General features: G+C 36.6%; 14 protein-coding genes, 1 tRNA gene and 6 pseudogenes. 14 read left to right on the top strand and 7 right to left on the bottom strand.

Features of this window, described 5'->3' with window-relative positions; genetic code table 11:
- Nucleotides 1–86: 86 nt before the first annotated feature.
- From odhB to sucD, 3 pseudogenes are all read left to right on the top strand, one after another.
- Nucleotides 87–1,253 (top strand): annotated as a pseudogene (odhB, locus tag ACLKMH_RS15670) (2-oxoglutarate dehydrogenase complex dihydrolipoyllysine-residue succinyltransferase).
- A gap of 184 nt (nucleotides 1,254–1,437) precedes the next feature.
- A pseudogene (gene sucC, locus ACLKMH_RS15665) lies at nucleotides 1,438–2,608 on the top strand (ADP-forming succinate--CoA ligase subunit beta).
- Nucleotides 2,608–3,481 (top strand): annotated as a pseudogene (sucD, locus tag ACLKMH_RS15660) (succinate--CoA ligase subunit alpha). Before sucC ends, sucD begins: the two co-directional pseudogenes overlap by 1 nt.
- 380 nt (nucleotides 3,482–3,861) lie before the next feature.
- On the opposite strand, the gene ACLKMH_RS15655 reads toward sucD, so the two are convergent.
- The 3 genes from ACLKMH_RS15655 to ACLKMH_RS15645 form a co-directional block, all read right to left on the bottom strand.
- The gene (locus ACLKMH_RS15655) at nucleotides 3,862–4,647 is read right to left on the bottom strand and encodes a (Fe-S)-binding protein (RefSeq protein ID WP_413698984.1); all 786 of its coding nucleotides are present in this window, start codon (nucleotides 4,645–4,647) and stop codon (nucleotides 3,862–3,864) included.
- Nucleotides 4,648–4,846: 199 nt separating this feature from the next.
- On the bottom strand, nucleotides 4,847–6,265 hold the full coding sequence (locus tag ACLKMH_RS15650) for an FAD-binding and (Fe-S)-binding domain-containing protein (protein ID WP_413698983.1): 1,419 nt from the start codon (nucleotides 6,263–6,265) through the stop codon (nucleotides 4,847–4,849).
- On the bottom strand, nucleotides 6,252–6,692 hold the full coding sequence (locus ACLKMH_RS15645; RefSeq protein WP_413698982.1) for an FAD-binding oxidoreductase: 441 nt from the start codon (nucleotides 6,690–6,692) through the stop codon (nucleotides 6,252–6,254). The genes ACLKMH_RS15650 and ACLKMH_RS15645 overlap by 14 nt, the downstream gene beginning before the upstream one ends.
- Before the next feature lie 233 nt (nucleotides 6,693–6,925).
- On the opposite strand from ACLKMH_RS15645, the gene ACLKMH_RS15640 reads away from it, so the two are divergent.
- The 3 genes from ACLKMH_RS15640 (at nucleotide 6,926) to ACLKMH_RS15630 (ending at nucleotide 9,014) form a co-directional block, all read left to right on the top strand.
- The gene (locus ACLKMH_RS15640) at nucleotides 6,926–7,828 is read left to right on the top strand and encodes a LysR family transcriptional regulator (RefSeq protein ID WP_413698981.1); all 903 of its coding nucleotides are present in this window, start codon (nucleotides 6,926–6,928) and stop codon (nucleotides 7,826–7,828) included.
- A gap of 18 nt (nucleotides 7,829–7,846) precedes the next feature.
- Nucleotides 7,847–8,560 (top strand): SDR family oxidoreductase, encoded by a 714-nt coding sequence (locus ACLKMH_RS15635; protein WP_413698980.1) that lies wholly within the window; start codon nucleotides 7,847–7,849, stop codon nucleotides 8,558–8,560.
- Nucleotides 8,561–8,807: 247 nt separating this feature from the next.
- A complete protein-coding gene (locus ACLKMH_RS15630; RefSeq protein WP_413698979.1) occupies nucleotides 8,808–9,014 on the top strand; it encodes a cold-shock protein in 207 nt (68 codons plus the stop codon).
- A 78-nt stretch (nucleotides 9,015–9,092) separates the two neighbouring features.
- Here the strand turns inward: ACLKMH_RS15630 and ylqF are convergent, their stop codons facing one another.
- Complete coding sequence (ylqF, locus tag ACLKMH_RS15625) at nucleotides 9,093–10,034, bottom strand: ribosome biogenesis GTPase YlqF (RefSeq protein WP_413698978.1); 942 nt, start codon at nucleotides 10,032–10,034, stop codon at nucleotides 9,093–9,095.
- Nucleotides 10,035–10,219: 185 nt separating this feature from the next.
- On the opposite strand from ylqF, the gene ACLKMH_RS15620 reads away from it, so the two are divergent.
- From ACLKMH_RS15620 to ACLKMH_RS15605, 4 genes and pseudogenes are all read left to right on the top strand, one after another.
- On the top strand, nucleotides 10,220–10,699 hold the full coding sequence (locus tag ACLKMH_RS15620) for a VF530 family DNA-binding protein (RefSeq protein WP_413698977.1): 480 nt from the start codon (nucleotides 10,220–10,222) through the stop codon (nucleotides 10,697–10,699).
- A gap of 2 nt (nucleotides 10,700–10,701) precedes the next feature.
- Complete coding sequence (locus tag ACLKMH_RS15615) at nucleotides 10,702–11,247, top strand: YaeQ family protein (protein WP_413698976.1); 546 nt, start codon at nucleotides 10,702–10,704, stop codon at nucleotides 11,245–11,247.
- Nucleotides 11,248–11,298: 51 nt separating this feature from the next.
- Nucleotides 11,299–12,752 (top strand): annotated as a pseudogene (thiI, locus tag ACLKMH_RS15610) (tRNA uracil 4-sulfurtransferase ThiI).
- A gap of 171 nt (nucleotides 12,753–12,923) precedes the next feature.
- The gene (locus ACLKMH_RS15605) at nucleotides 12,924–13,106 is read left to right on the top strand and encodes a DUF1737 domain-containing protein (protein ID WP_413698975.1); all 183 of its coding nucleotides are present in this window, start codon (nucleotides 12,924–12,926) and stop codon (nucleotides 13,104–13,106) included.
- Between the two features lie 198 nt (nucleotides 13,107–13,304).
- Here the strand turns inward: ACLKMH_RS15605 and ACLKMH_RS15600 are convergent, their stop codons facing one another.
- Nucleotides 13,305–13,940: an ElyC/SanA/YdcF family protein gene (locus ACLKMH_RS15600; RefSeq protein ID WP_413698974.1), complete on the bottom strand. Its 636-nt coding sequence runs from the start codon at nucleotides 13,938–13,940 to the stop codon at nucleotides 13,305–13,307.
- Nucleotides 13,941–14,083: 143 nt separating this feature from the next.
- Here ACLKMH_RS15600 and ACLKMH_RS15595 point away from each other — a divergent pair, with 143 nt between their 5' ends.
- Entirely contained in the window at nucleotides 14,084–14,308 is a 225-nt protein-coding gene (locus ACLKMH_RS15595) for a DUF2835 family protein (protein WP_413698973.1), read from the top strand.
- Between the two features lie 216 nt (nucleotides 14,309–14,524).
- On the opposite strand, the pseudogene pyk reads toward ACLKMH_RS15595, so the two are convergent.
- Nucleotides 14,525–15,959 (bottom strand): annotated as a pseudogene (pyk, locus tag ACLKMH_RS15590) (pyruvate kinase).
- A 78-nt stretch (nucleotides 15,960–16,037) separates the two neighbouring features.
- Nucleotides 16,038–16,900: pseudogene (locus ACLKMH_RS15585) on the bottom strand (MurR/RpiR family transcriptional regulator).
- Nucleotides 16,901–17,168: 268 nt separating this feature from the next.
- Between ACLKMH_RS15585 and ACLKMH_RS15580 the strand changes: the two are divergent.
- The 3 genes from ACLKMH_RS15580 (at nucleotide 17,169) to ACLKMH_RS15570 (ending at nucleotide 19,583) form a co-directional block, all read left to right on the top strand.
- Complete coding sequence (locus ACLKMH_RS15580; protein WP_413698972.1) at nucleotides 17,169–18,131, top strand: glucokinase; 963 nt, start codon at nucleotides 17,169–17,171, stop codon at nucleotides 18,129–18,131.
- Nucleotides 18,132–18,238: 107 nt separating this feature from the next.
- Nucleotides 18,239–18,326 (top strand) — tRNA-Ser (locus tag ACLKMH_RS15575).
- Between the two features lie 165 nt (nucleotides 18,327–18,491).
- A complete protein-coding gene (locus ACLKMH_RS15570; protein ID WP_413698971.1) occupies nucleotides 18,492–19,583 on the top strand; it encodes a tyrosine-type recombinase/integrase in 1,092 nt (363 codons plus the stop codon).
- The last annotated feature ends 3 nt before the right edge of the window (nucleotides 19,584–19,586 follow it).

The following is a 19,586-nucleotide window of genomic DNA, read 5'->3' as shown; positions in this document are numbered from 1 at the left end:
ATGACAAGGCTTTGTGTTAATTCATTAAAGCCTACTTATTTACTTAATGAATTTTATAAAAAGACTTTTACCGTAGGACATTAATTATGATTGATATTTTAGTACCAGAACTACCTGAATCAGTTGCTGATGCAACTGTTGCGACTTGGCAAAAACAACCTGGCGATTTCGTTGAGCGTGACGAAGTATTAGTAGAAATTGAAACGGATAAAGTTGTATTAGAAGTACCTGCAACTGCATCTGGTATTTTACAAGAAATTATTGAAGATGAAGGTGCAACCGTACTTTCAAAACAACTTATTGGTAAATTAGCTGAAGGTGATGCACCAGCAGTTAAAGAAACGGAAGTTGTTGTTGAAGAAGAAGATGGCGCGACAGATGCTAGCCCATCAGTACGTCGTTTGATGTTAGAAGAAGGCATTAAATCTTCTGATATTAAAGGTTCAGGTAAAGGCGGCATGATCACTCGTGAAGATGTTGATAAATTCCGTGAATCTAAGAACAAAGAAAATACACCTGCACCTGTTGATATCGTTGTTGCTGTTCGTCGCTCGTAGTGACAAACGTGTACCAATGACTCGTTTACGTAAACGTGTTGCTGAACGTTTATTAGAAGCTAAAAACTCAACAGCAATGCTAACAACCTTCAATGAAGTGAACATGAAACCTATCATGGATCTTCGTAAGCAATACCAAGAAGTGTTCGAGAAAAAACATGGTATACGTCTAGGCTTTATGTCGTTCTACATTAAAGCGGTAACTGAAGCATTAAAACGTTACCCAGAAGTAAATGCGGCAATCGATGGTACAGACATTGTTTATCACAACTTCTTTGATGTCAGCATTGCAGTATCAACACCGCGTGGACTTGTTACACCGGTACTACGAGATACAGATACATTAAGTGTTGCTGAAATTGAAAAAGGCATCCGTGAATTAGCGATTAAAGGTCGTGATGGTAAATTAACGGTTGATGAAATGATGGGTGGTAACTTTACCGTGACTAATGGTGGTGTATTTGGTTCATTATTATCAACACCAATCATTAACCCACCACAAAGTCTGCTATTTTAGGTATGCACAAAATCCAAGAGCGCCCAATGGCTGTCGACGGTGAAGTGAAGATTTTACCTATGATGTATCTTGCACTTTCTTATGATCATCGTTTAATTGATGGTAAAGAATCTGTTGGTTTCTTGGTAACTATTAAAGAATTATTAGAAGATCCAACACGTTTATTATTAGATATCTAATTTAAAATGTGAGCCAATATTGATTTATATCATTTTATGTTAGCAATCAATGTGCTTATTGGTAATATTGTCATACAAACTAAGTTAAATAATTAGTCATTACTTATTTCACTAATATTTAAAAAATCAAATAGCAGTGTTATGAGTGGTGGCTTTAGTTCAACTCAACATATGGATAAGAATCATGAATTTGCATGAATATCAGGCAAAACAACTGTTCAAAGAATATGGTCTTCCTGTACCACAGGGAATTGCATGTGATAGCGCAGAAGACGCAGTAAATGTCGCCTCTGCATTAGGTGGTGATAGATGGGTTATCAAATGTCAAGTACATGCAGGTGGTCGTGGTAAAGCGGGCGGTGTTGAACTTGTAAAAACAAAAGATGGGTTACGTGATTTTGCACACAAATGGTTAGGTAAGAACTTAGTTACTTATCAAACAGATGCAAACGGTCAGCCAGTAAACAAGTTACTAGTTGAAAGCTGTTCAGATATTGCAAACGAACTTTATTTAGGTGCTGTAATAGAATCGCGCTTCTCAACGTATTACCTTCATGGCTTCAACAGAAGGTGGCGTTGAAATTGAGAAAGTAGCTGAGGAAACTCCTGAGCTAATTCACACTGCAATGATAGATCCATTAGTAGGTGCACAGGCTTATCAAGGTCGTGAACTTGCATTTAAATTAGGTCTTTCAGGTAAGCAAGTTGGTCAATTCACAAAAATTTTCCTAGGTTTAGCGACAATTTTTGAAGACAAAGACTTAGCATTATTAGAAATTAATCCTTTGGTAGTGACAGCTCAAGAAGATTTAATTTGTCTTGATGGTAAAATCAGTATCGATTCAAATGCAATGTACCGTCAGAAAGATCTTCAAGCAATCAACGATACAACCCAAGATGATGAGCGTGAAATGCATGCTTGCTCAGTGGGAATTAAACTACGTAGCACTAGACGGAAACATTGGCTGTATGGTTAATGGTGCTGGTCTAGCAATGGGAACCATGGATATCGTACATCTTCATGGTGGTAACCCAGCTAACTTCCTTGACGTAGGTGGCGGTGCGACTAAAGAACGTGTTACAGAAGCATTCAAAATCATTTTATCTGACGATAAAGTTGAAGCTGTGTTAGTTAATATCTTCGGTGGTATTGTACGTTGTGACTTAATCGCTGATGGTGTTATTGGTGCGGTTGAAGAAGTAGGCGTTTCTGTTCCAGTTATCGTTCGTCTAGAAGGTAACAACGCAGAGCTAGGTCGTAAAATACTTGCAGAATCTGGTTTAAATATTATTGCGACAACATCACTAACAGATGCTTCGCAGAGCAATCTGTGAAAGCGGTAGGTGGCAAATAATGAGCATTTTAATTAATAAAGATACAAAAGTAATCTGTCAGGGCTTTACTGGTGGTCAAGGTACTTTCCATTCTGAACAAGCACTTGAGTACGGTACACAAATGGTTGGTGGTGTTTCACCTGGTAAAGGTGGTCAAGTTCACCTTGGTCTTCCTGTTTTCAATACAGTACGCGATGCTGTTGAAGCAACAGGCGCAACCGCTTCTGTAATTTATGTACCAGCTCCTTTCTGTAAAGATGCGATCCTTGAAGCTATTGATGCGGGTATCAAACTAATTGTTACTATTACTGAAGGCATTCCAACAATTGATCTTGTTGCAGTTAAAATTAAACTAGATCAAGCTGGTGTTGTGATGATTGGTCCTAACTGTCCTGGTGTTATCACCCCTGAAGAATGTAAAATTGGTATTATGCCAGGTCACATTCATAAGAAAGGTCGTGTTGGTATTGTTTCACGTTCGGGTACTTTAACTTACGAAGCTGTTAAACAAACAACTGACGAAGGGTTTGGTCAATCTACTTGTGTTGGTATTGGTGGAGATCCGATTCCTGGTTCAAGCTTTATTGATATCCTAAAATTATTCCAAGAAGACCCTGAAACTGAAGCAATCGTGATGATTGGTGAAATCGGTGGTACTGCTGAAGAAGAAGCGGTACGCTTTTATTAAAGCAAATGTGACTAAACCTGTCGTTTCATACATTGCAGGTGTAACAGCACCAGCTGGTAAACGTATGGGACACGCTGGTGCGATTATCGCAGGCGGTAAAGGTACAGCTGAAGATAAGTTTAAAGCACTGGAAGACGCAGGTGTTAAAACAACTAAATCACTTGCTGATATCGGCAAAGCATTACGTGAAGTTACTGGTTGGTAGAAAATACAGCTGTTAGTGGTTAGCTACTAGCTGTCAGTAAAATATTAGCCTCGCATTTAGCGGGGCTTTTTTATACCTAAAATGTTGCATGCGTTTACAATTTCGAGTGATATCATGGTCGATGGTGAAGGTACAGTTGAAGATTATATTTAAAACCTTGGAGACGCAGGTGTTAAAACAACTAAATCACTTGCTGATATCGGCAAAGCATTACGTGAAGTTACTGGTTGGTAGAAAATACAGCTGTTAGTTGTTAGTTGTTAGTTATTAGCTAATAGCTGTCAGTAAAATATTAGCCTCGCATTTAGCGAGGCTTTTTTATGTCTGGAAAGTCAAGCTTCGAGCTGATAGCCAAAAGCTCGTAGCTGTTCGCTCGTAGTTCAGCGCTCGACGTTAGCTGAACTTGCCTCATCTACTAGATATAAAATTGATTGGTATGGGATACCACTATGGTGTGATAAACCAATCTCACAGGTACGGCTATTGCTAAAACCACGACTACATTTTTCAGGAACTTGTTCTTTAAGTGTTTTTAAAGCTTCTTTATTAAGTTCTGGGGTTGTAAATCCTTTGTCACCAGCCCAACCGCGACATTGAATATGTTCGGGTATAATAACTTCCGTTGCACAGGCTTTTGCTAGTTGTAGCATGCTATTTTCTAAACCTAATAATCTTGAGCTACAAGTAACATGAAGCATAACTGTTTCATCAATTGGTGAAATCGCTAAATGCCCCATTAAATATTTTTCAACAAACCCAGTTGGTTCTAATATTTCGATAGGTAATGTGAATTCTTCAATACTGCGTTTTGCACAGGGACTTGTATCCATTAAAACTGGCCATTTGCCTTGTTCGCTGGCATACCAGAGAGTGGCTTCTAATTGTCTACTTTTTTGTTGAGCAATAGTAGACATACCTTTACTATCATAAGGCATACCACAACATTGACTTGATAAGTCTGATGCAATAATAACTTCAAAACCCGCTTTATTGATAAGTGACATTGTTACTTCTGTCAGTGAACGTTGCTCATCATTATCACTTTGTTGTCCCATTGAACGACTTGCGCAGGATGGCATGTAAACCACTTTATTTCTTTTGTTTTTAATAATGGGACTTTGTTCTGGTTTGTGATGGTTCAATGTGGGTAATTCTGGATACCACATTGGCGTAGTACCCTTAGTTATTTTATTTAAACCATTAACGGTTTTATTAATTACTTTATCACCTACTATCTTTAGCGCAATTTGATTGGATTTAAGACCAATATTAGCTATTTTGGTTGTTATAGAAAAATGCTTTGCCGTCCAATTAGCAATAGGTGTGAATTTTTTATATTTTGCAGTACGGAGTTTTTTTACTAAGTCACCTGTATTTATGCCAACTGGGCAACGATCTGCACACAGACCAGTCGGCTGCGCAGGTATCTATACCTTGATATTCAAATACTTTTTGTAATGATTGTGTTCCATTTTCTTCTTCTGTTTCTTTTCGGCGTTGAAGCTCTCGATATAAAACAATGCGTTGTCGAGGTGATAACGTCAGTGAACGAGAAGGGCAGACAGGCTCACAGAAACCACATTCAATACAACGATCAATAAGGTCATCAGCTTTGGGCATCGGTTTTAAGTTTTTTAGGTGAGATTTGGGATCTTCATTAATGATAACACCAGGATTTAATAAACCCTGTGGATCGAAGATAGCTTTAATTTGTTGCATTAATTGATAACCATCTTTTCCCCACTCTAATTCAACGTAGGGAGCCATATTACGACCTGTGCCATGTTCTGCTTTTAAAGACCCTTGATATTTAACGGCAACTAAAGAAGCCACTGCATCCATGAAGTCGCCATAACGACGTATCTCGTCCTCCGTATCGAAGGATTGAGTAAATACGAAATGTAGATTTCCCTCTAGTGCATGGCCAAAAATAATAGCTTCATTGTACTGGTATTGATTGAACAACGTTTGTAAATCACGAACCCCTGTCGCTAAGTTTTCAACGGGAAAAGCGACATCTTCTATTATCACGGTTGTTCCCACTTCTCGGACGGCACCAACAGCAGGAAACATTCCCTTACGAATAGCCCATAACATAGCTACTGTCGTTGCTTCACGGGTAAAAGATATAGAATCGATTATTTGAAACTGGGTGACGGTTTGCATTATTTTCAGACATTGAAGGTTTAAATCAGTTTCATTACTTGCACGTGATTCAATTAATAAAGCACCTGCTTCAAGATCTAATTTGCTAATAAATTCAGGCATACCAGGTTCGGTCGCGACCGATCGCATTGCTCTGCCATCCATCATTTCGACGGCTGAAACCGGATCTTTTGTTAGGGCCGTAACAGCGAGACTTGCTTCTTCAATATTATTAAACACAATTAATGCGGATGCTTTAAAAGGATGTTCTATTACTGTGTTGTAGGTAATTTCAGCTATAAATCCTAAAGTGCCTTCTGATCCAATCATTAGGTGTTTTATTATCTCAATTGGATCACTGTAATCGATTAAAGCATTCAGTGAGTAGCCTGTTGTATTTTTTAAACGATATTTATGGCGAATCTTTTTTGCTAATTGTTCATTATCACTGACTTGTTCAGATAAAGACTTAATACCTGCCAGTAAGCTTGCTTGATTTTCTTTAAAGTCAGCAATACTTTGCTCACTTGCTGTATCTAATATACTGCCATCAGCGAAAACTAATTTCATGCTGTCTACTGTACGATAGGAGTTTTGTGCGGTACCACAACACATTCCACTGGCATTATTTCGTCGCAATTCCACCAATTTTACAGGTATTAATTGAGGCAGGATCTGGCCCAATTTTTCGACCAAAGGGAGCTAGATATTTATTCGCATCGGCACCAATAACACCTGGTTGCAAGGTGATTTTAAAGCCACCTTCTAAAATATTATGTTTACGCCAATCGTCACTTAGGGTGATTAATACAGAATCTGAAACAGCTTGACCTGAAAGGCTAGTACCAGCGACTCTAAAAGTACATGGAATGTGCAGAGAACGACAAGTTTTAATGGTAAAAACAACTTCATCAAGATTATTTAAACGGAGTACTATCTTCGGAATTAAACGATAAAAACTAGCATCTGTTCCGTAGGCAAGGCAGTGAGCCTCTCCTGTATAGATTTGCTCTTTTGCTAGCTGAGTTAATAATTCTTTTTCTAGTAGCTGATAATCAGGTTTCATTTTATATCCTTGTATAGCTTGCTGATAGTGACAGTATAAAAGAAGCCTTGCTTACTAAGCGCGCTTCAATTCTTATTTTTAAAATTTATATTGAAGCTAATTACGTTGAGGCATAAAGCATTGTTTAATTAGTTGTTAACAATTTGTTGGATTAATGTTGAGCACATTATATTTATCTTTATTAATGATATATGATAATAATGAATAACATTGTTTCCAAAAATGAGGTAATCATGGCAAGAGTGGATGACATAATACTATTCGTACAAGTTGTGGAAGAAGGTTCGTTTAGTAAAGTTTCTGAACTAAATTCCCTTACAAATTCAGTTGTTAGTAAGCGAATTGCAAGATTGGAAGAAGATCTTGGCGTACAATTATTGTTTCGTACAACGAGAAAACTAACACTGAGTGAAGCAGGTAAGGTATTTTATCAAGGTGCCAAAAATGTGAAGCAAAGCGCACTTGATGCGATAGATTCAGTATCAGGATTTGGAGATAGTGTCAGTGGACATGTCAAAATGTCTGTGCCATGTGTTTCTGGTGAACTACTTCTCGCAGATGCAGTGGCTGAATTTTGCGACTTTCATCCAAGCTTAACCGTAGATATGTCTTTAGATAATGCCTTCGTTGATTTAATTGAAGGTGGCTACGATTTAGTTATTCGTACTGCAGTGTTAGAAGATTCAAGTTTAATTGCAAGGCATATTATTGACTGTCATTGGGTTATTTGTGCTCGCCCCAGTTATTTCAAGCGATACGGAAGACCGGCAAAACCAGAAGATCTTAATCGTCATAATTGTCTCCAATATGCTTATCAAACTGTGGGAGCTTCTGAATGGGAATTTAAAGGCGAAAATGGAAATTACTTTTTAAATGTAGAGGGTAATTTTTCAACAGATAATTCAGTAGCCTTAAGAAAAGCCGCATTAGGTGGATACGGGTTAGTTTATGTGCCAAGGTTTTTGGTTTATGAAGATCTTTTAAAGGGGGATTTAGTTGATATATTCTCTGATAAGGTTGGAAAAGTATTAGGCTTGTATGCTGTTTATCCCTTCACTCGACAACCACCACGTAAAATTAGAATGCTGATAGAACATATTAGAAATAGGTATTTAGCGATTGCAGAGTGCTTTTAATCGATAAAGGAATATTTTATGACCCTCAAAAATAAAAATATAATGGTAACAGGTGCAACCTCTGGTATCGGTAAGTTATTAACAGAAACATTATTAGCTGAAGGTGCAAATGTCGCTTTTTGTGGTAGAAATGAAGTTAAAATGTCTAAGCTGTTAACCGAATTTCCAGCAACCAATAGCAAAATATATTATCAAACATTTGATGCTACAAACTATCAAAGCGTATCTAATTTTATTGATAATGCGATCCATAAAATTGGTGATATTGATGTTCTGGTTAACTGTGCAGGGGCAAATTCTTCGCGTAACAAGGTTTCTGATATTAGTATTGATGAACTGCAAAATATGCTCAGTATTAATATGATGTCTCCCTTTGTATTTATGAAAGACGTTTATCAAAAATCTATGTCTAGCAAACAACAGGGTAAGATTATTAATGTCTTGTCAACCGTTTGTAATTATTCAAATGAAGGGATTGGTGCTTATACTGCTTCTAAAGCTGGGTTTGATGCGCTTACTAAGGTATTTAGAAAAGAAGTCAGAGAACAAAACATTAAAATTTGTTCATTATATCCTGGTGGGGTTGATACGCCTTTTCGTGATGTTGAAAGACCACAATATTTACAGCCACAAAGTGTTGTTGAAGCTATATTATACATCTTAAATCAAGAGGCTAACATCTGTGTTGATGAATTAGTGATCAGGCCCTTAATAGAAAAAAACTATGCTTAATTAGCCTTTTTGCTAATCGAGTTAAATCACAATAAAAAATATTAAGATTGTATTTTTTTGAAAAGATTTGACTTCATTTTTAAATTCTATAGAGTTCTACTTAGCAAAAAATAAAGCCTTTTGTTTATATTCTTCATTTCGTTGTTTTATTAAATAATTCGCGCTCTGTAGTTGTTAAGTGTTAGTCTGTTTTTTACGCTATTCATGTCTGTTAAGACAATTAAAAAATTTAAGTAGGAAAATTATAATGTCTAGAGTTTTAGGTACAGTTAAATGGTTCAACGAGTCTAAAGGTTTTGGTTTTATTGAACAAGAAAATGGTCCTGACGTGTTCGCACATTTCAGCGCTATTTCAGGCGAAGGTTTCAAAACTTTAGCTGAAGGCCAAAAAGTTGAATTTACAGTAAGCCAAGGTCAAAAAGGACCAAACGCTGAAAACATCGTAGCTGTTTAAGTTAATCGATGATTTAGCTCTACGCTAGCTAGAAAATAGAAGGTAAACCTAAGGGTTTACCTTTTTTTTGCCTATTTATTATCTATTTTTACGGCTTCTTCGGCGTCGAGCTTCTTTTTTAGCTATTTTTTCTTCAGCTTGCTTAGCCATTAATTTCACTACTTCGACTTTTTCAATTTCTGCCATTTCAGGTGTTTCAACACTTAATGGGCCTAATGCACCAGAGCGTAACTCATTAAGTAAAATGGTTGAAACTTTATAGATATCAAAATGACCACCTGCACGTAAACAACCACGTCTTAAGGCAATTGCTTCCATTAATTCATGGTCAGTGTCTGGAACTGTTTCAAGCTCGTATCGTTTCTTGAGTCGCTCAGGATAATGTTTAATGAGGTATTCCGCCGCATAATAAGCAATATCTTCATATTCAATAGCAGTATCTTTAATAGCACCAGTTACAGCCAAGCGATAGCCTGAATTTTGATTTTCTATTTTAGGCCATAAAAATCCCGGTGTATCAGAGAGCATAATGCCTGATGGTAATCGAATACGTTGTTGATTTTTGGTGACGGCTGGTTCATTACCTGTTTTAGCAATAATGCGATCTGCAAGGATATTAATAATTGTAGACTTACCTACATTTGGGATGCCCATTATCATGGCACGTATTTGTTTATCTTCACTAAGTCGGTTGGGTAACATTTGCTGACAAAGGGTTGTAATTTGATGTACTTGCTCTGGCTTTGTTGTTGTGATGGCAAGTGCTTTAATACCAGATTCTTGTTCTAAATAATCTATCCACTGTTGTGTAATGATGTGATCAGCTAAATCTGCTTTATTAAGTACTTTAATACAAGGTGTTTTTTCACGGATAGAAGCGATCAATGGATTTTCACTGCTATAAGGGATACGTGCATCTACCACTTCGATAATAATGTCGACTTGAGGTAATACCTCTTTAATCTCTTTGTGGGCTTTATGCATATGCCCAGGAAACCATTGGATACTTGTACTACTCATTAATAAAAACCTTTTGTTATTTCTTTAAAAATTAATTTGTAGTTTAACTTATGCAAGGAGAGATAGACACGTAAAAGCATTAATTTCCTTTTGTAGTAAAAACAAAAATCATAAAATGCCAAATAAGCGAACAATTTAATGTAATTCACGTTAGAATTAGCGACTTAAATAAAAGGAATAATATTTTGTCAGAGTCTAATTTGCCTCCATCTAAAGAGTGTAATAATCCTCCCCTTAAAAAGCTTCCCAATCCTTTATATGGTTTAAAGCTAGATAAATTATTAACGGATATTTCTGAGCATTATACTTGGTTAAGCTTAAGTGATGTATTAAATATCGAACGTTTACAGTTTCATACTGGTCTTAAATCAACCATGAAGTTTCTACGTAATCATGAATGGGCTAAGGAAAAAGTAGAGAATTTTTATCTCTATTGCTTTAAAAATTATGCTTGGCCTGACGATAAACAATTGGCTATTCCGCCTCGAGACCGATCTGTATTTTATTTAACTGAAAATGACCATCCTGCGCCAATTAGCGATGAAATGAAATACCTGATTGAGCATGCCAGTGATGTACGTCATGTCGCTAAAAATAACAGCAGCAAAAACAAAGTGCAGAAAGAAGAGCCTGCCTACGATCCCAGCAACCCTTGGAATAAATAATAATGGCTTTAAAACCGACAATTTTTAAATTATCAGTTAACCGATGCGATTTGAATAATGATATTTACGATACCTTGTCTTTAACTGTGGCTCAACATCCCTCAGAAACCCTTGAACGTATGGTTGCGCGTATTGTTGCTTTTTGTTTGCATTCTCAACAGGAGTTTTTGGCTTTTACAAAGGGATTATCAAACGTTGATGAACCTGAAATTTGGGCAAAAAGTTTATCCGATGAACTGTTATTATGGATAGATATGGGCGAACCTTCCTTTGAGCGTGCTAAAAAAGCCAGTCGTTTAGCTGATGCAGTGAATATATATACGTTCAATAGCAAATCTGATGTTTGGTGGAAACAAGAACAGGCACAACTTTCTGGTTTAAATAACTTAGCGGTATATCAGTTTTCCTTTAAACAAATTCAGTTACTTATAAAATTAGTAAAAAGGACCATGGAATGGTCTGTCACTATTTCTGCTGATTCAATATATATTGCATCGGATTTGGGGGAATGTGAAGTAACGCTATCGGTTTTACAGCAATCACAATAGTCGGTATAATCCGCCTCCTTAATTTAACTCAACTAACTACAGTGATTTAACATGAAATTTATTGTCAAATTTTTTCCTGAAATTATGATGAAAAGCAAACCTGTGCGTAGGCGTTTCAGCAAAATGTTACAGGGAAATATCCGTAATGTCTTAACTAACTATGATCAAGACGTGAAGGTTATTTTAGAGTGGGACAAAATCATTGTACGCACTGAAAATGAAACTGTCGCAAATAAAGAAACATTGATTAAAATGTTGGCCAGTACGCCAGGTATTGCACATTTTTTAGAAGTGAAAGAAACCGAGTTTACTGATATACATAATGCTTATGAACAAACAAAAGCACATATAAAAGATGAACTTGATGGTAAGACATTTTGCGTTCGCGTAAAACGCATTGGTAAACATGATTTTACTTCTAGTGAAGCAGAACGTTATATTGGTGGCGGTTTAAATCAACACACAGAAGCATTAGGGGTTAAATTAAAAGATCCAGATGTGACCGTTAAACTTGAAATTAATAATGACAAATTATTCTTTATTGATAAACGCCATGAAGGCTTAGGTGGTTTTCCACTTGGCTCACAGGAATCAGTGCTATCACTAATCTCTGGTGGATTTGATTCAGGTGTATCAAGTTATCAATTTATCAAACGTGGCTCTCGTGTTCATTACTGCTTCTTTAATCTAGGTGGTAGTGCTCATGAAATAGGTGTTAAGCAAGTCGCTTATCGTTTATGGGAACGTTTTGGTTCTTCTCATCGTGTAAAATTTGTTTCAATTCCATTTGAACCTGTTGTTGCTGAGATTTTAGAAAAAGTCGATAACGGACAAATGGGCGTTATTTTAAAGCGTATGATGATGCGTGCTGCAAGTCTAGTTGCTGACCGATTAGCCATTGAAGCTTTAGTAACAGGAGAAGCACTAGGGCAGGTTTCTAGCCAAACTTTACGTAACTTATCAGTGATTGATAAAGTAACGGATATGCTAATTCTACGTCCGCTTATTGTAACGGATAAACAAGATATTATTGATTGTGCGCGTGACATTGGTACCGCTGAACTTTCCGAAACAATTCCTGAGTATTGTGGAGTTATCTCACAACGTCCGACCGTTAAAGCGGTAATGAAAAAAATTGAAAAGGAAGAGGCTAAATTTGATCTTTCTTTAATTGAACAGGTCGTTGAAAAATCAAATGTATTAGATATTAAAGATATTGCTAAAGCGGCACAGGAAGATGTGGCGGAAGTTGAATCAGTATCTGATTTTAAAACAGATGAAGTGGTACTTGATATTCGTTCTCCCGAAGAGGAAGAAGAATCTCCTTTAGAAATTGAAGGTGTTGAAGTACAACATTTGGCTTTTTCAAGCTTGCAAGTCAATTTGAAAAATTACCACAGGATAAAACTTACTTATTATATTGTGCGCGTGGTGTCATGAGTCAACTACAAGCATTGTATTTAAAAGAAGCAGGTTTTACTAATGTGAAAATATATCGTCCATAAGCGAGACTTAATGCACTGACTTGTTTAATAATTTGTACAAAAACGGCGCTAAATGTGCCGTTTTTTTATGCTTTGAAAGCGATAATTCACATTTTTAATGCGTTTAATTATTACTTTTGTACAATGGGCCGTATTCTATATCCATTACAAATCATTTGATAAGGAATAAATATGCCTCAACAAACAGAAAATTATAAATTAATTACAGGTAAAGATGATTCTGAATTTTGCTACCGCATTACTAAGCTTTTAGCGGAAGGTTACGAATTATATGGCTCACCAACAATGGCATTTAATGGCGAGCATATGATTGTCGCGCAGGCTGTCATCAAACAACAAACGCAGTTGGTTTAATTAAGTACTCAATTACTCAGTTAAACACTAATAATGTGAATATGATTATTAACAGGGTCTATTCACATTATTGCTTTTACCCAGTTTTGTAATTTGCCAAGATATTCATGTATCGCAACCTGGCTTTTATGGAGATGGTAAGCACTTGGAATGTAATAATAACTAGGTGTCTCACCGATTTTATTCTTGGCAAGATAGTTACTCGGCGCAGACTTTTGGTGCTGTACCATACTGGTAAAACAGATTTAGCGCTCGGTCCATATGTGTTGCTGAAGTAACTAAAACAGACTTTTTACCTCTAATAAGTTTAGACATTGCCTTTGCTTCATCGTCCGTATCTTTATTCTCACCCATTGTTATTATCTGTTTTTTAGGCACGCCCATTATTATTGCCAACTCTTGCATCATTGAGGCGTGCGATTTAATATCCCCGAATCCATTTCCTGAGACAACTAATGTTGCTCTTGGGTTAGCTCTAAATAAACGTAGTGCCTCTAAAAAGCGACTATTTGCAGTACTCGATAATTGACTGTTAACAGGTAAACTTGGGTCGGCGACACCACCGGAGCCTAGCAATAAGATGTAATCAAATTGCTGAGCAACATTTTCTTGTAAAATTGGTAAGTGAATTCGTTCTAATCGATGTGTTAGCCTTTCAGAAATAGGTAATGTACTCATTAGTGTAATGAACACAAAACTGCAGACTAACAACACTTTTGCTAATTTTTGTTTACGTGTAAATAACAGCAAAATAAGGGCGATAAGAAAAATGAGAAGAAATAAGGGGAGTGGCATCATAAAACCACTTACCCATTTTTTAATTAAAAATAACATATCGCTAATTCCTTTTAAAATAGTAACTTACTTTACTGTAATGTGTTTAATATAAAACATTTTGTTTTTATAAAAAGTGTTTTCTGAGATAAAAAATAATAAACTACCAAGCGAGTAACAGATTAATACTGAGGGCCATTTCCGTGACACATTTTTATTTTCGCATCAATATTCCTTACAACTCCTTTCAGGAACTTTATCGCACACCTAATACTGTTGTTAAAGTGCGTGAAGAAAGAGGAAAGATGTTACAAATACCGGCGTTAAAATTTGTTCCTTTCTTTTCTCAATTAGGTGTAAGAGGGCGTTTTGAGCTGACATTAGGTGAGAATAATAAATTTGTGTCATTACAACAAGTAGGGCAGTAGGATTTAATGGAGCCCGCTTTTAGTAGCAGGCAAAAAAACCTAGGATAAAGGGAGTACCTAGGTTCGGGAAACTTTTCAAAATTATAAAAATATAAATGAACACTTAAAGTTTAGTCATGTTTTAAAAATATACAAATAAAAAAGAGAAATATTTCAGATGTAAAAAAAGGATCAATGTGATCCTTTTTTAAGATTTATAATGTATTACTTTAAAAACTATTTTACTTCGATAATTTTACAAGTATTTGTATAACCCGCACCGTTTGAATCACCATGTGTCAACAGGATCAGATCACCCACTTTAATTAAATCTGAATCTTTTAATGTTTGAATCGCATTTTGCACAAATACAACACTATCTGTTGTTGTTGAATCAAACTTAACAGGAGTTACACCACGATAAAGTGCACAGTAACGTAATGTTTGCTGATTACTCGATAATGCATAAATTGGTAAACCAGAACTTAAACGAGACATTAATAAAGGAGTTGTGCCTGAATCGGTTAATGCAACAATCGCTTTTACACCTACAGTGTGGTTAGTCGCAAACATAGTTGTCATTGCTAACGCCTCAGATGGATCATCAAAGGTGTAGTTGATACGGTGATTTGAAACATTAATGCTTGGGTGTTTTTCAGCACCAACACACACATCACTCATTGCCATCACTGTTTCAACAGGGTAAGCACCGGCGACTGTTTCACCTGATAACATAACTGCATCCGTACCATCTAAAACAGCGTTTGCAACATCCATAACTTCTGCTCGTGTTGGCATTGGTGCGCTAATCATTGATTCCATCATTTGTGTCGCAGTAATGACAACACGGTTTAAACGTCGAGAAGTACGGATCATATTCTTTTGCACACCGACCAAACGAGCATCACCAATTTCAACACCTAAATCACCACGTGCAACCATAACAACATCTGAAGCAAGAATAATTTCTTCTAGTGCTTCTTGAGTTTCAACAGCTTCAGCACGTTCTACTTTAGCAACTATTTTTGCATTACAACCAGCTTCACGGGCTAATTTACGAGCATAATGAAGGTCATCGCCGTTACGCGGGAAAGAAACTGCTAAATAATCACATTGGATTTGAGTCGCTGTTACTATATCTCTTTTATCTTTGTCTGTTAGTGCAGGGGCAGAGAGACCGCCACCTTTTAGGTTAATACCTTTATTATTTGAAAGTGGACCACCAATAGTAACAATGGTATGTACTTTGTTACCTTCAACGAAGTCGACTTTCATTTGTACGCGACCATCATCAAGTAATAATACATCGCCTTGTTTAACTTCCAGTGGAAGTGTTTTGTAATCAAGGCCAACAGCTGTTTGTGAGCCTGCACCTTTTGCTAAATCACTATCAAGAATAAAAATATCGCCAACAGCAAGTTGAATTTTATTATCAGCAAAGGTTGAAATACGAATTTTAGGTCCCTGTAAATCTCCCATTATTGCAACTTCTCTACCTAAGCGAGTCGCAATCTCACGTACATCATTGGCACGTTTAACGTGGTCTGCTCGCATCTCCATGAGAAAAGTTCATACGTACCATATTGGCGCCTGCGCTAATAATTTTCTCAAGGTTATTATCACGATCCGTAGCTGGCCCTAGTGTAGTTACAATTTTCGTACGTCTTGGCATTCTAAACTCCTGTAAAATTAAAATTAAAAATAATAAAACTTGATAAATGAATAATAATTAAACTGCGTGACAATAATGTTACTCGCTAAGTTCTTCATTGAACTTATTAAAACGAGAATCCTTAATACCTTCTTTAACGTATTTTAGATTATCTCTGAATTTGGCTCCACGACGCAAAGTAAATCCGGTTGCTAGTACATCAATTAATACCAGTTGCGCAATTCGAGAGGCCATTGGCATATATATATCAGTATCTTCAGGCACACTAGAAGAAAGTACCAGATTACTGTTTTCTGCAAGTGGTGAACCATAGGCGGTTAATGAAATTACAAAGGCGTCATTTTCACGAGCAAGTCTCGCTACTTCGACTAAGGCTTTAGTACGGCCTGTATGTGAAATTAAAACAATAACGTCACCTTCACTACCATTAATACAACTCATCTTTTGCATAACGATGTCATCAAAGCAAGCAACGGGAATATTAAAACGGAAGAATTTGTTTAACGCATCGTGAGCAACACTTGAAGATGCCCCCAAACCAAAGAATGAAATCTTTTTGGCCTGTGTCAACACATCAACTGCACGATTAATAAGAGACGTATCTAAGGTGTTTTTCGCTGTATCTAAACAAGCCATAGTAGATTCGAAAATCTTCGCAGTATAAGCTTCTGGGCCGTCATCTTCATTGACGTTGCGATTAACATAAGGAGTACCATTTGCTAAGCTTTGCGCAAGATGCAATTTAAAGTCAGGGAAACCTTTTGTATCTAAACGACGACAAAAACGATTAACGGTTGGTTCACTCACATCAGCCATTCTTGCTAGTGTAGCAATGCTAGAATGAATCGCTATCTGTGGAGAAGCAATAATAACTTCTGCTACTTTTCTTTCAGATTTGCTGAAAGTATCAATATTTTTTGGATTAGCTCTAAAGTATTCATATGACTCTACTATAATTATTTTTTTGCGTTAAACTAGTTGAATTAATTACTGTATCTAACATTATCATTTTAAACTGTGTGGTTATATTTACATTTGAAAGTGAAAAATAATTACACAAATTTAAACGTACATTTGCTTATTATATGTGAATTGAAACTTAACTGTCATTTTATTACAGATTAAAACTGTTTTAGATCAAAATTTCTGTTTTTTAATTACATAAATGAGAGATTGATCGTTACATAACATCATTTAGGGAGAATACATATGTTATCTGTTGTCGCCGATGTGGGTGGAACTAATATTCGTTTAGCGGTTTGTTGCAATAAAACGGGTGATGTAAGTCACTTACGAACATTTGCCTGCGCGGAGTTTTTAACCTTAGACGCGACTTTATTCCAATATTTTTCCACTTTACCAGAAAAAGTAAGCGCTCTCTGCTTAGCAATTGCTTGTCCTGTTGAAGAGGATTTAGTTTCAATGACTAATTTAAGCTGGCAGTTTTCAAAAACCTCCTTAAAAGAAAAGTTACAACTTGATCATTTATTCGTAATTAATGACTATACCGGTATCTCATTAGCAGTGCCTTTTTTAAATGATCAGCAAAAAATTAAAATTGGTGGTGGTGAAGCGGATCCATTAGGTGTGACTGCTGTATTTGGGCCTGGTACTGGTTTAGGTGTTTCTCATATTATTCATGTAGCTAAGAAGTGGATCAGCTTAGACGGAGAAGGTGGACATGCTAGTTTTGCTCCTAATACCAGCGAACAAGCAGATGTTTTATTGCTTCTTCAAGAACAGTTTGGCCATGTTTCAGCTGAACGTTTACTATCAGGACAAGGCTTAGTAAATATTTATCATGCAATGTGTCGTTTAGAAGGAAAAGCGGTCGAATTTCATGAACCTAGACAAGTAACAGAAGTCGCATTAGAAAATAATTGTTCTATCGCAACACGAAGCTTAACCTTATTTTGTGAAGTGATGGGAGGCTTTGCTGGTAATCTTGCATTAAATCTAGCTTGTACAGGTGGTGTTTATATTGCTGGTGGCGTGGTTCCTCGTTTTATTGAGTTCTTCTCAAATAGTGAATTTAGAAGCTTTTTTGAAGCAAAAGGCAGATTTAAAACCTATCTCGAAAGTATTCCGACTTATTTGATAACTCACGATAATCCTGGATTATTAGGAGCAACGGTCTTTTTACGCCAAGAATTAGGTTATATTGAAGAATAATCTCGATTAGTGGTTGATTTAATGAGGGAGTTATCTATCATGCGCCCCGCTTAGCAGAATAACTAACATTAATTAATATGTTTATACTGTCTGTTAACCTCAATTAAGGTGACGTGTCCGAGTGGCTGAAGGAGCACGCCTGGAAAGTGTGTAAAGGGCAACCTTTCGAGAGTTCGAATCTCTCCGTCACCGCCACATTAAGTACCGAGTAGGTACGAGAAGAACCCGTAACGCCTTTGTATAAAAGGCCTTGCGGGTTTTTTTATGTCCGTAGAGTTCTGACAAGGTCGCCTAAATCCATAAAAAAATGTAAGATGATTTGTAAGACGATTCAATAATCTTAAAAAGGATCTTACAATCATGGCTAAATCACCGCTTACAAATACCCAAATCAAGCAAGCAAAAGATGTGCAAACGCTCCGTGATGGTGGGGGCTTACAATTACGCATTACTGCAAACGGTTATAAAAGGTGGCAACTTAGATTTACTAATCCTTATACTAAGAAAGTAACAGAAATGGGATTAGGCGCTTATCCAGCCGTTTCACTAGCAGAAGCCCGTAAACTTCGAGAATCTGCAAAAGAGTTATTAGCGCAAGGCTTAAATCCAAAAGAAGAACGCGACACAAAACAACGTGCCTTAGATGAATCAAATAATAACACCCTTGAGCATATTGCTTCTAAATGGTTTGAAGTAAAGAAAAGCAAAATAACAGAGGGTTATGCTAAAGATATATGGGGATCATTAACGCGTCATGTTTTTCCTTTACTTGGTGGTTACCCAATTAGCCAATTAACCGCCCCTAAAGTAATTCAGGTATTGCGACCACTTGAAGCGTCAGGTAAATACGACACCATAAAAAGAATATGTCAGCGCATTAATGAGCTAATGACTTATTCAGTTAATACAGGGGTAATAAGTGATAATCCGCTAAGTGGCATAAGTAAGGCGTTCAGTAGCGAAAAAGTAACAAACAATCCACATATAGAACCCGACGAACTACCAGAATTAATGAATGCTTTAGATATAGCTAGTATCAAAATTACAACACGCTGTTTGATTGAATGGCAACTCCATACAATGACAAGGCCAAAAGAAGCCGCAACAGCAAAATGGCAAGATATCGATTTTGATAATAATCTTTGGATTATACCGGCTGAAATTATGAAGACTAAAACAGAACATAGAATCCCTCTTACAAAACAAATGCTAAACCTCCTAGAATTATTGAAACCTTTAAACGGTGAAAGAAAATACCTTTTTCCCTCAGACTTCAAACCAAATCAACATGCAAATACATCAACGGCAAATGTCGCATTAAAAAGAATGGGTTTTAAAGGTAGACAAACGGCACACGGATTAAGAGGCCTAGCAAGAACAACACTAGGAGAAGAGGGCTTTAGTCATGAAGCTTTAGAAGCTTGTCTTTCTCATAAAGTGGACTCTCTGTAATGG

The sequence above is a fragment of the Psychromonas sp. KJ10-10 genome, from assembly GCF_047323245.1.
In the GTDB taxonomy this organism is placed as follows: domain Bacteria; phylum Pseudomonadota; class Gammaproteobacteria; order Enterobacterales; family Psychromonadaceae; genus Psychromonas.
This window is presented reverse-complemented; position numbering and strand designations above follow the sequence as displayed.

What these genes read in the sequence shown, in the direction of transcription:
- ACLKMH_RS15655 (WP_413698984.1), bottom strand. Translation starts at nt 4,647, where the DNA reads ATGTGGTATCCAGAATTACCCACATTGAACCATCACAAACCAGAACAA.
- ACLKMH_RS15645 (WP_413698982.1), bottom strand. Translation starts at nt 6,692, where the DNA reads ATGAAACCTGATTATCAGCTACTAGAAAAAGAATTATTAACTCAGCTA.
- ACLKMH_RS15640 (WP_413698981.1), top strand. Translation starts at nt 6,926, where the DNA reads ATGGCAAGAGTGGATGACATAATACTATTCGTACAAGTTGTGGAAGAA.
- ACLKMH_RS15635 (WP_413698980.1), top strand. Translation starts at nt 7,847, where the DNA reads ATGACCCTCAAAAATAAAAATATAATGGTAACAGGTGCAACCTCTGGT.
- ACLKMH_RS15630 (WP_413698979.1), top strand. Translation starts at nt 8,808, where the DNA reads ATGTCTAGAGTTTTAGGTACAGTTAAATGGTTCAACGAGTCTAAAGGT.
- ylqF (WP_413698978.1), bottom strand. Translation starts at nt 10,034, where the DNA reads ATGAGTAGTACAAGTATCCAATGGTTTCCTGGGCATATGCATAAAGCC.
- ACLKMH_RS15615 (WP_413698976.1), top strand. Translation starts at nt 10,702, where the DNA reads ATGGCTTTAAAACCGACAATTTTTAAATTATCAGTTAACCGATGCGAT.
- ACLKMH_RS15605 (WP_413698975.1), top strand. Translation starts at nt 12,924, where the DNA reads ATGCCTCAACAAACAGAAAATTATAAATTAATTACAGGTAAAGATGAT.
- ACLKMH_RS15600 (WP_413698974.1), bottom strand. Translation starts at nt 13,940, where the DNA reads ATGTTATTTTTAATTAAAAAATGGGTAAGTGGTTTTATGATGCCACTC.
- ACLKMH_RS15580 (WP_413698972.1), top strand. Translation starts at nt 17,169, where the DNA reads ATGTTATCTGTTGTCGCCGATGTGGGTGGAACTAATATTCGTTTAGCG.
- ACLKMH_RS15570 (WP_413698971.1), top strand. Translation starts at nt 18,492, where the DNA reads ATGGCTAAATCACCGCTTACAAATACCCAAATCAAGCAAGCAAAAGAT.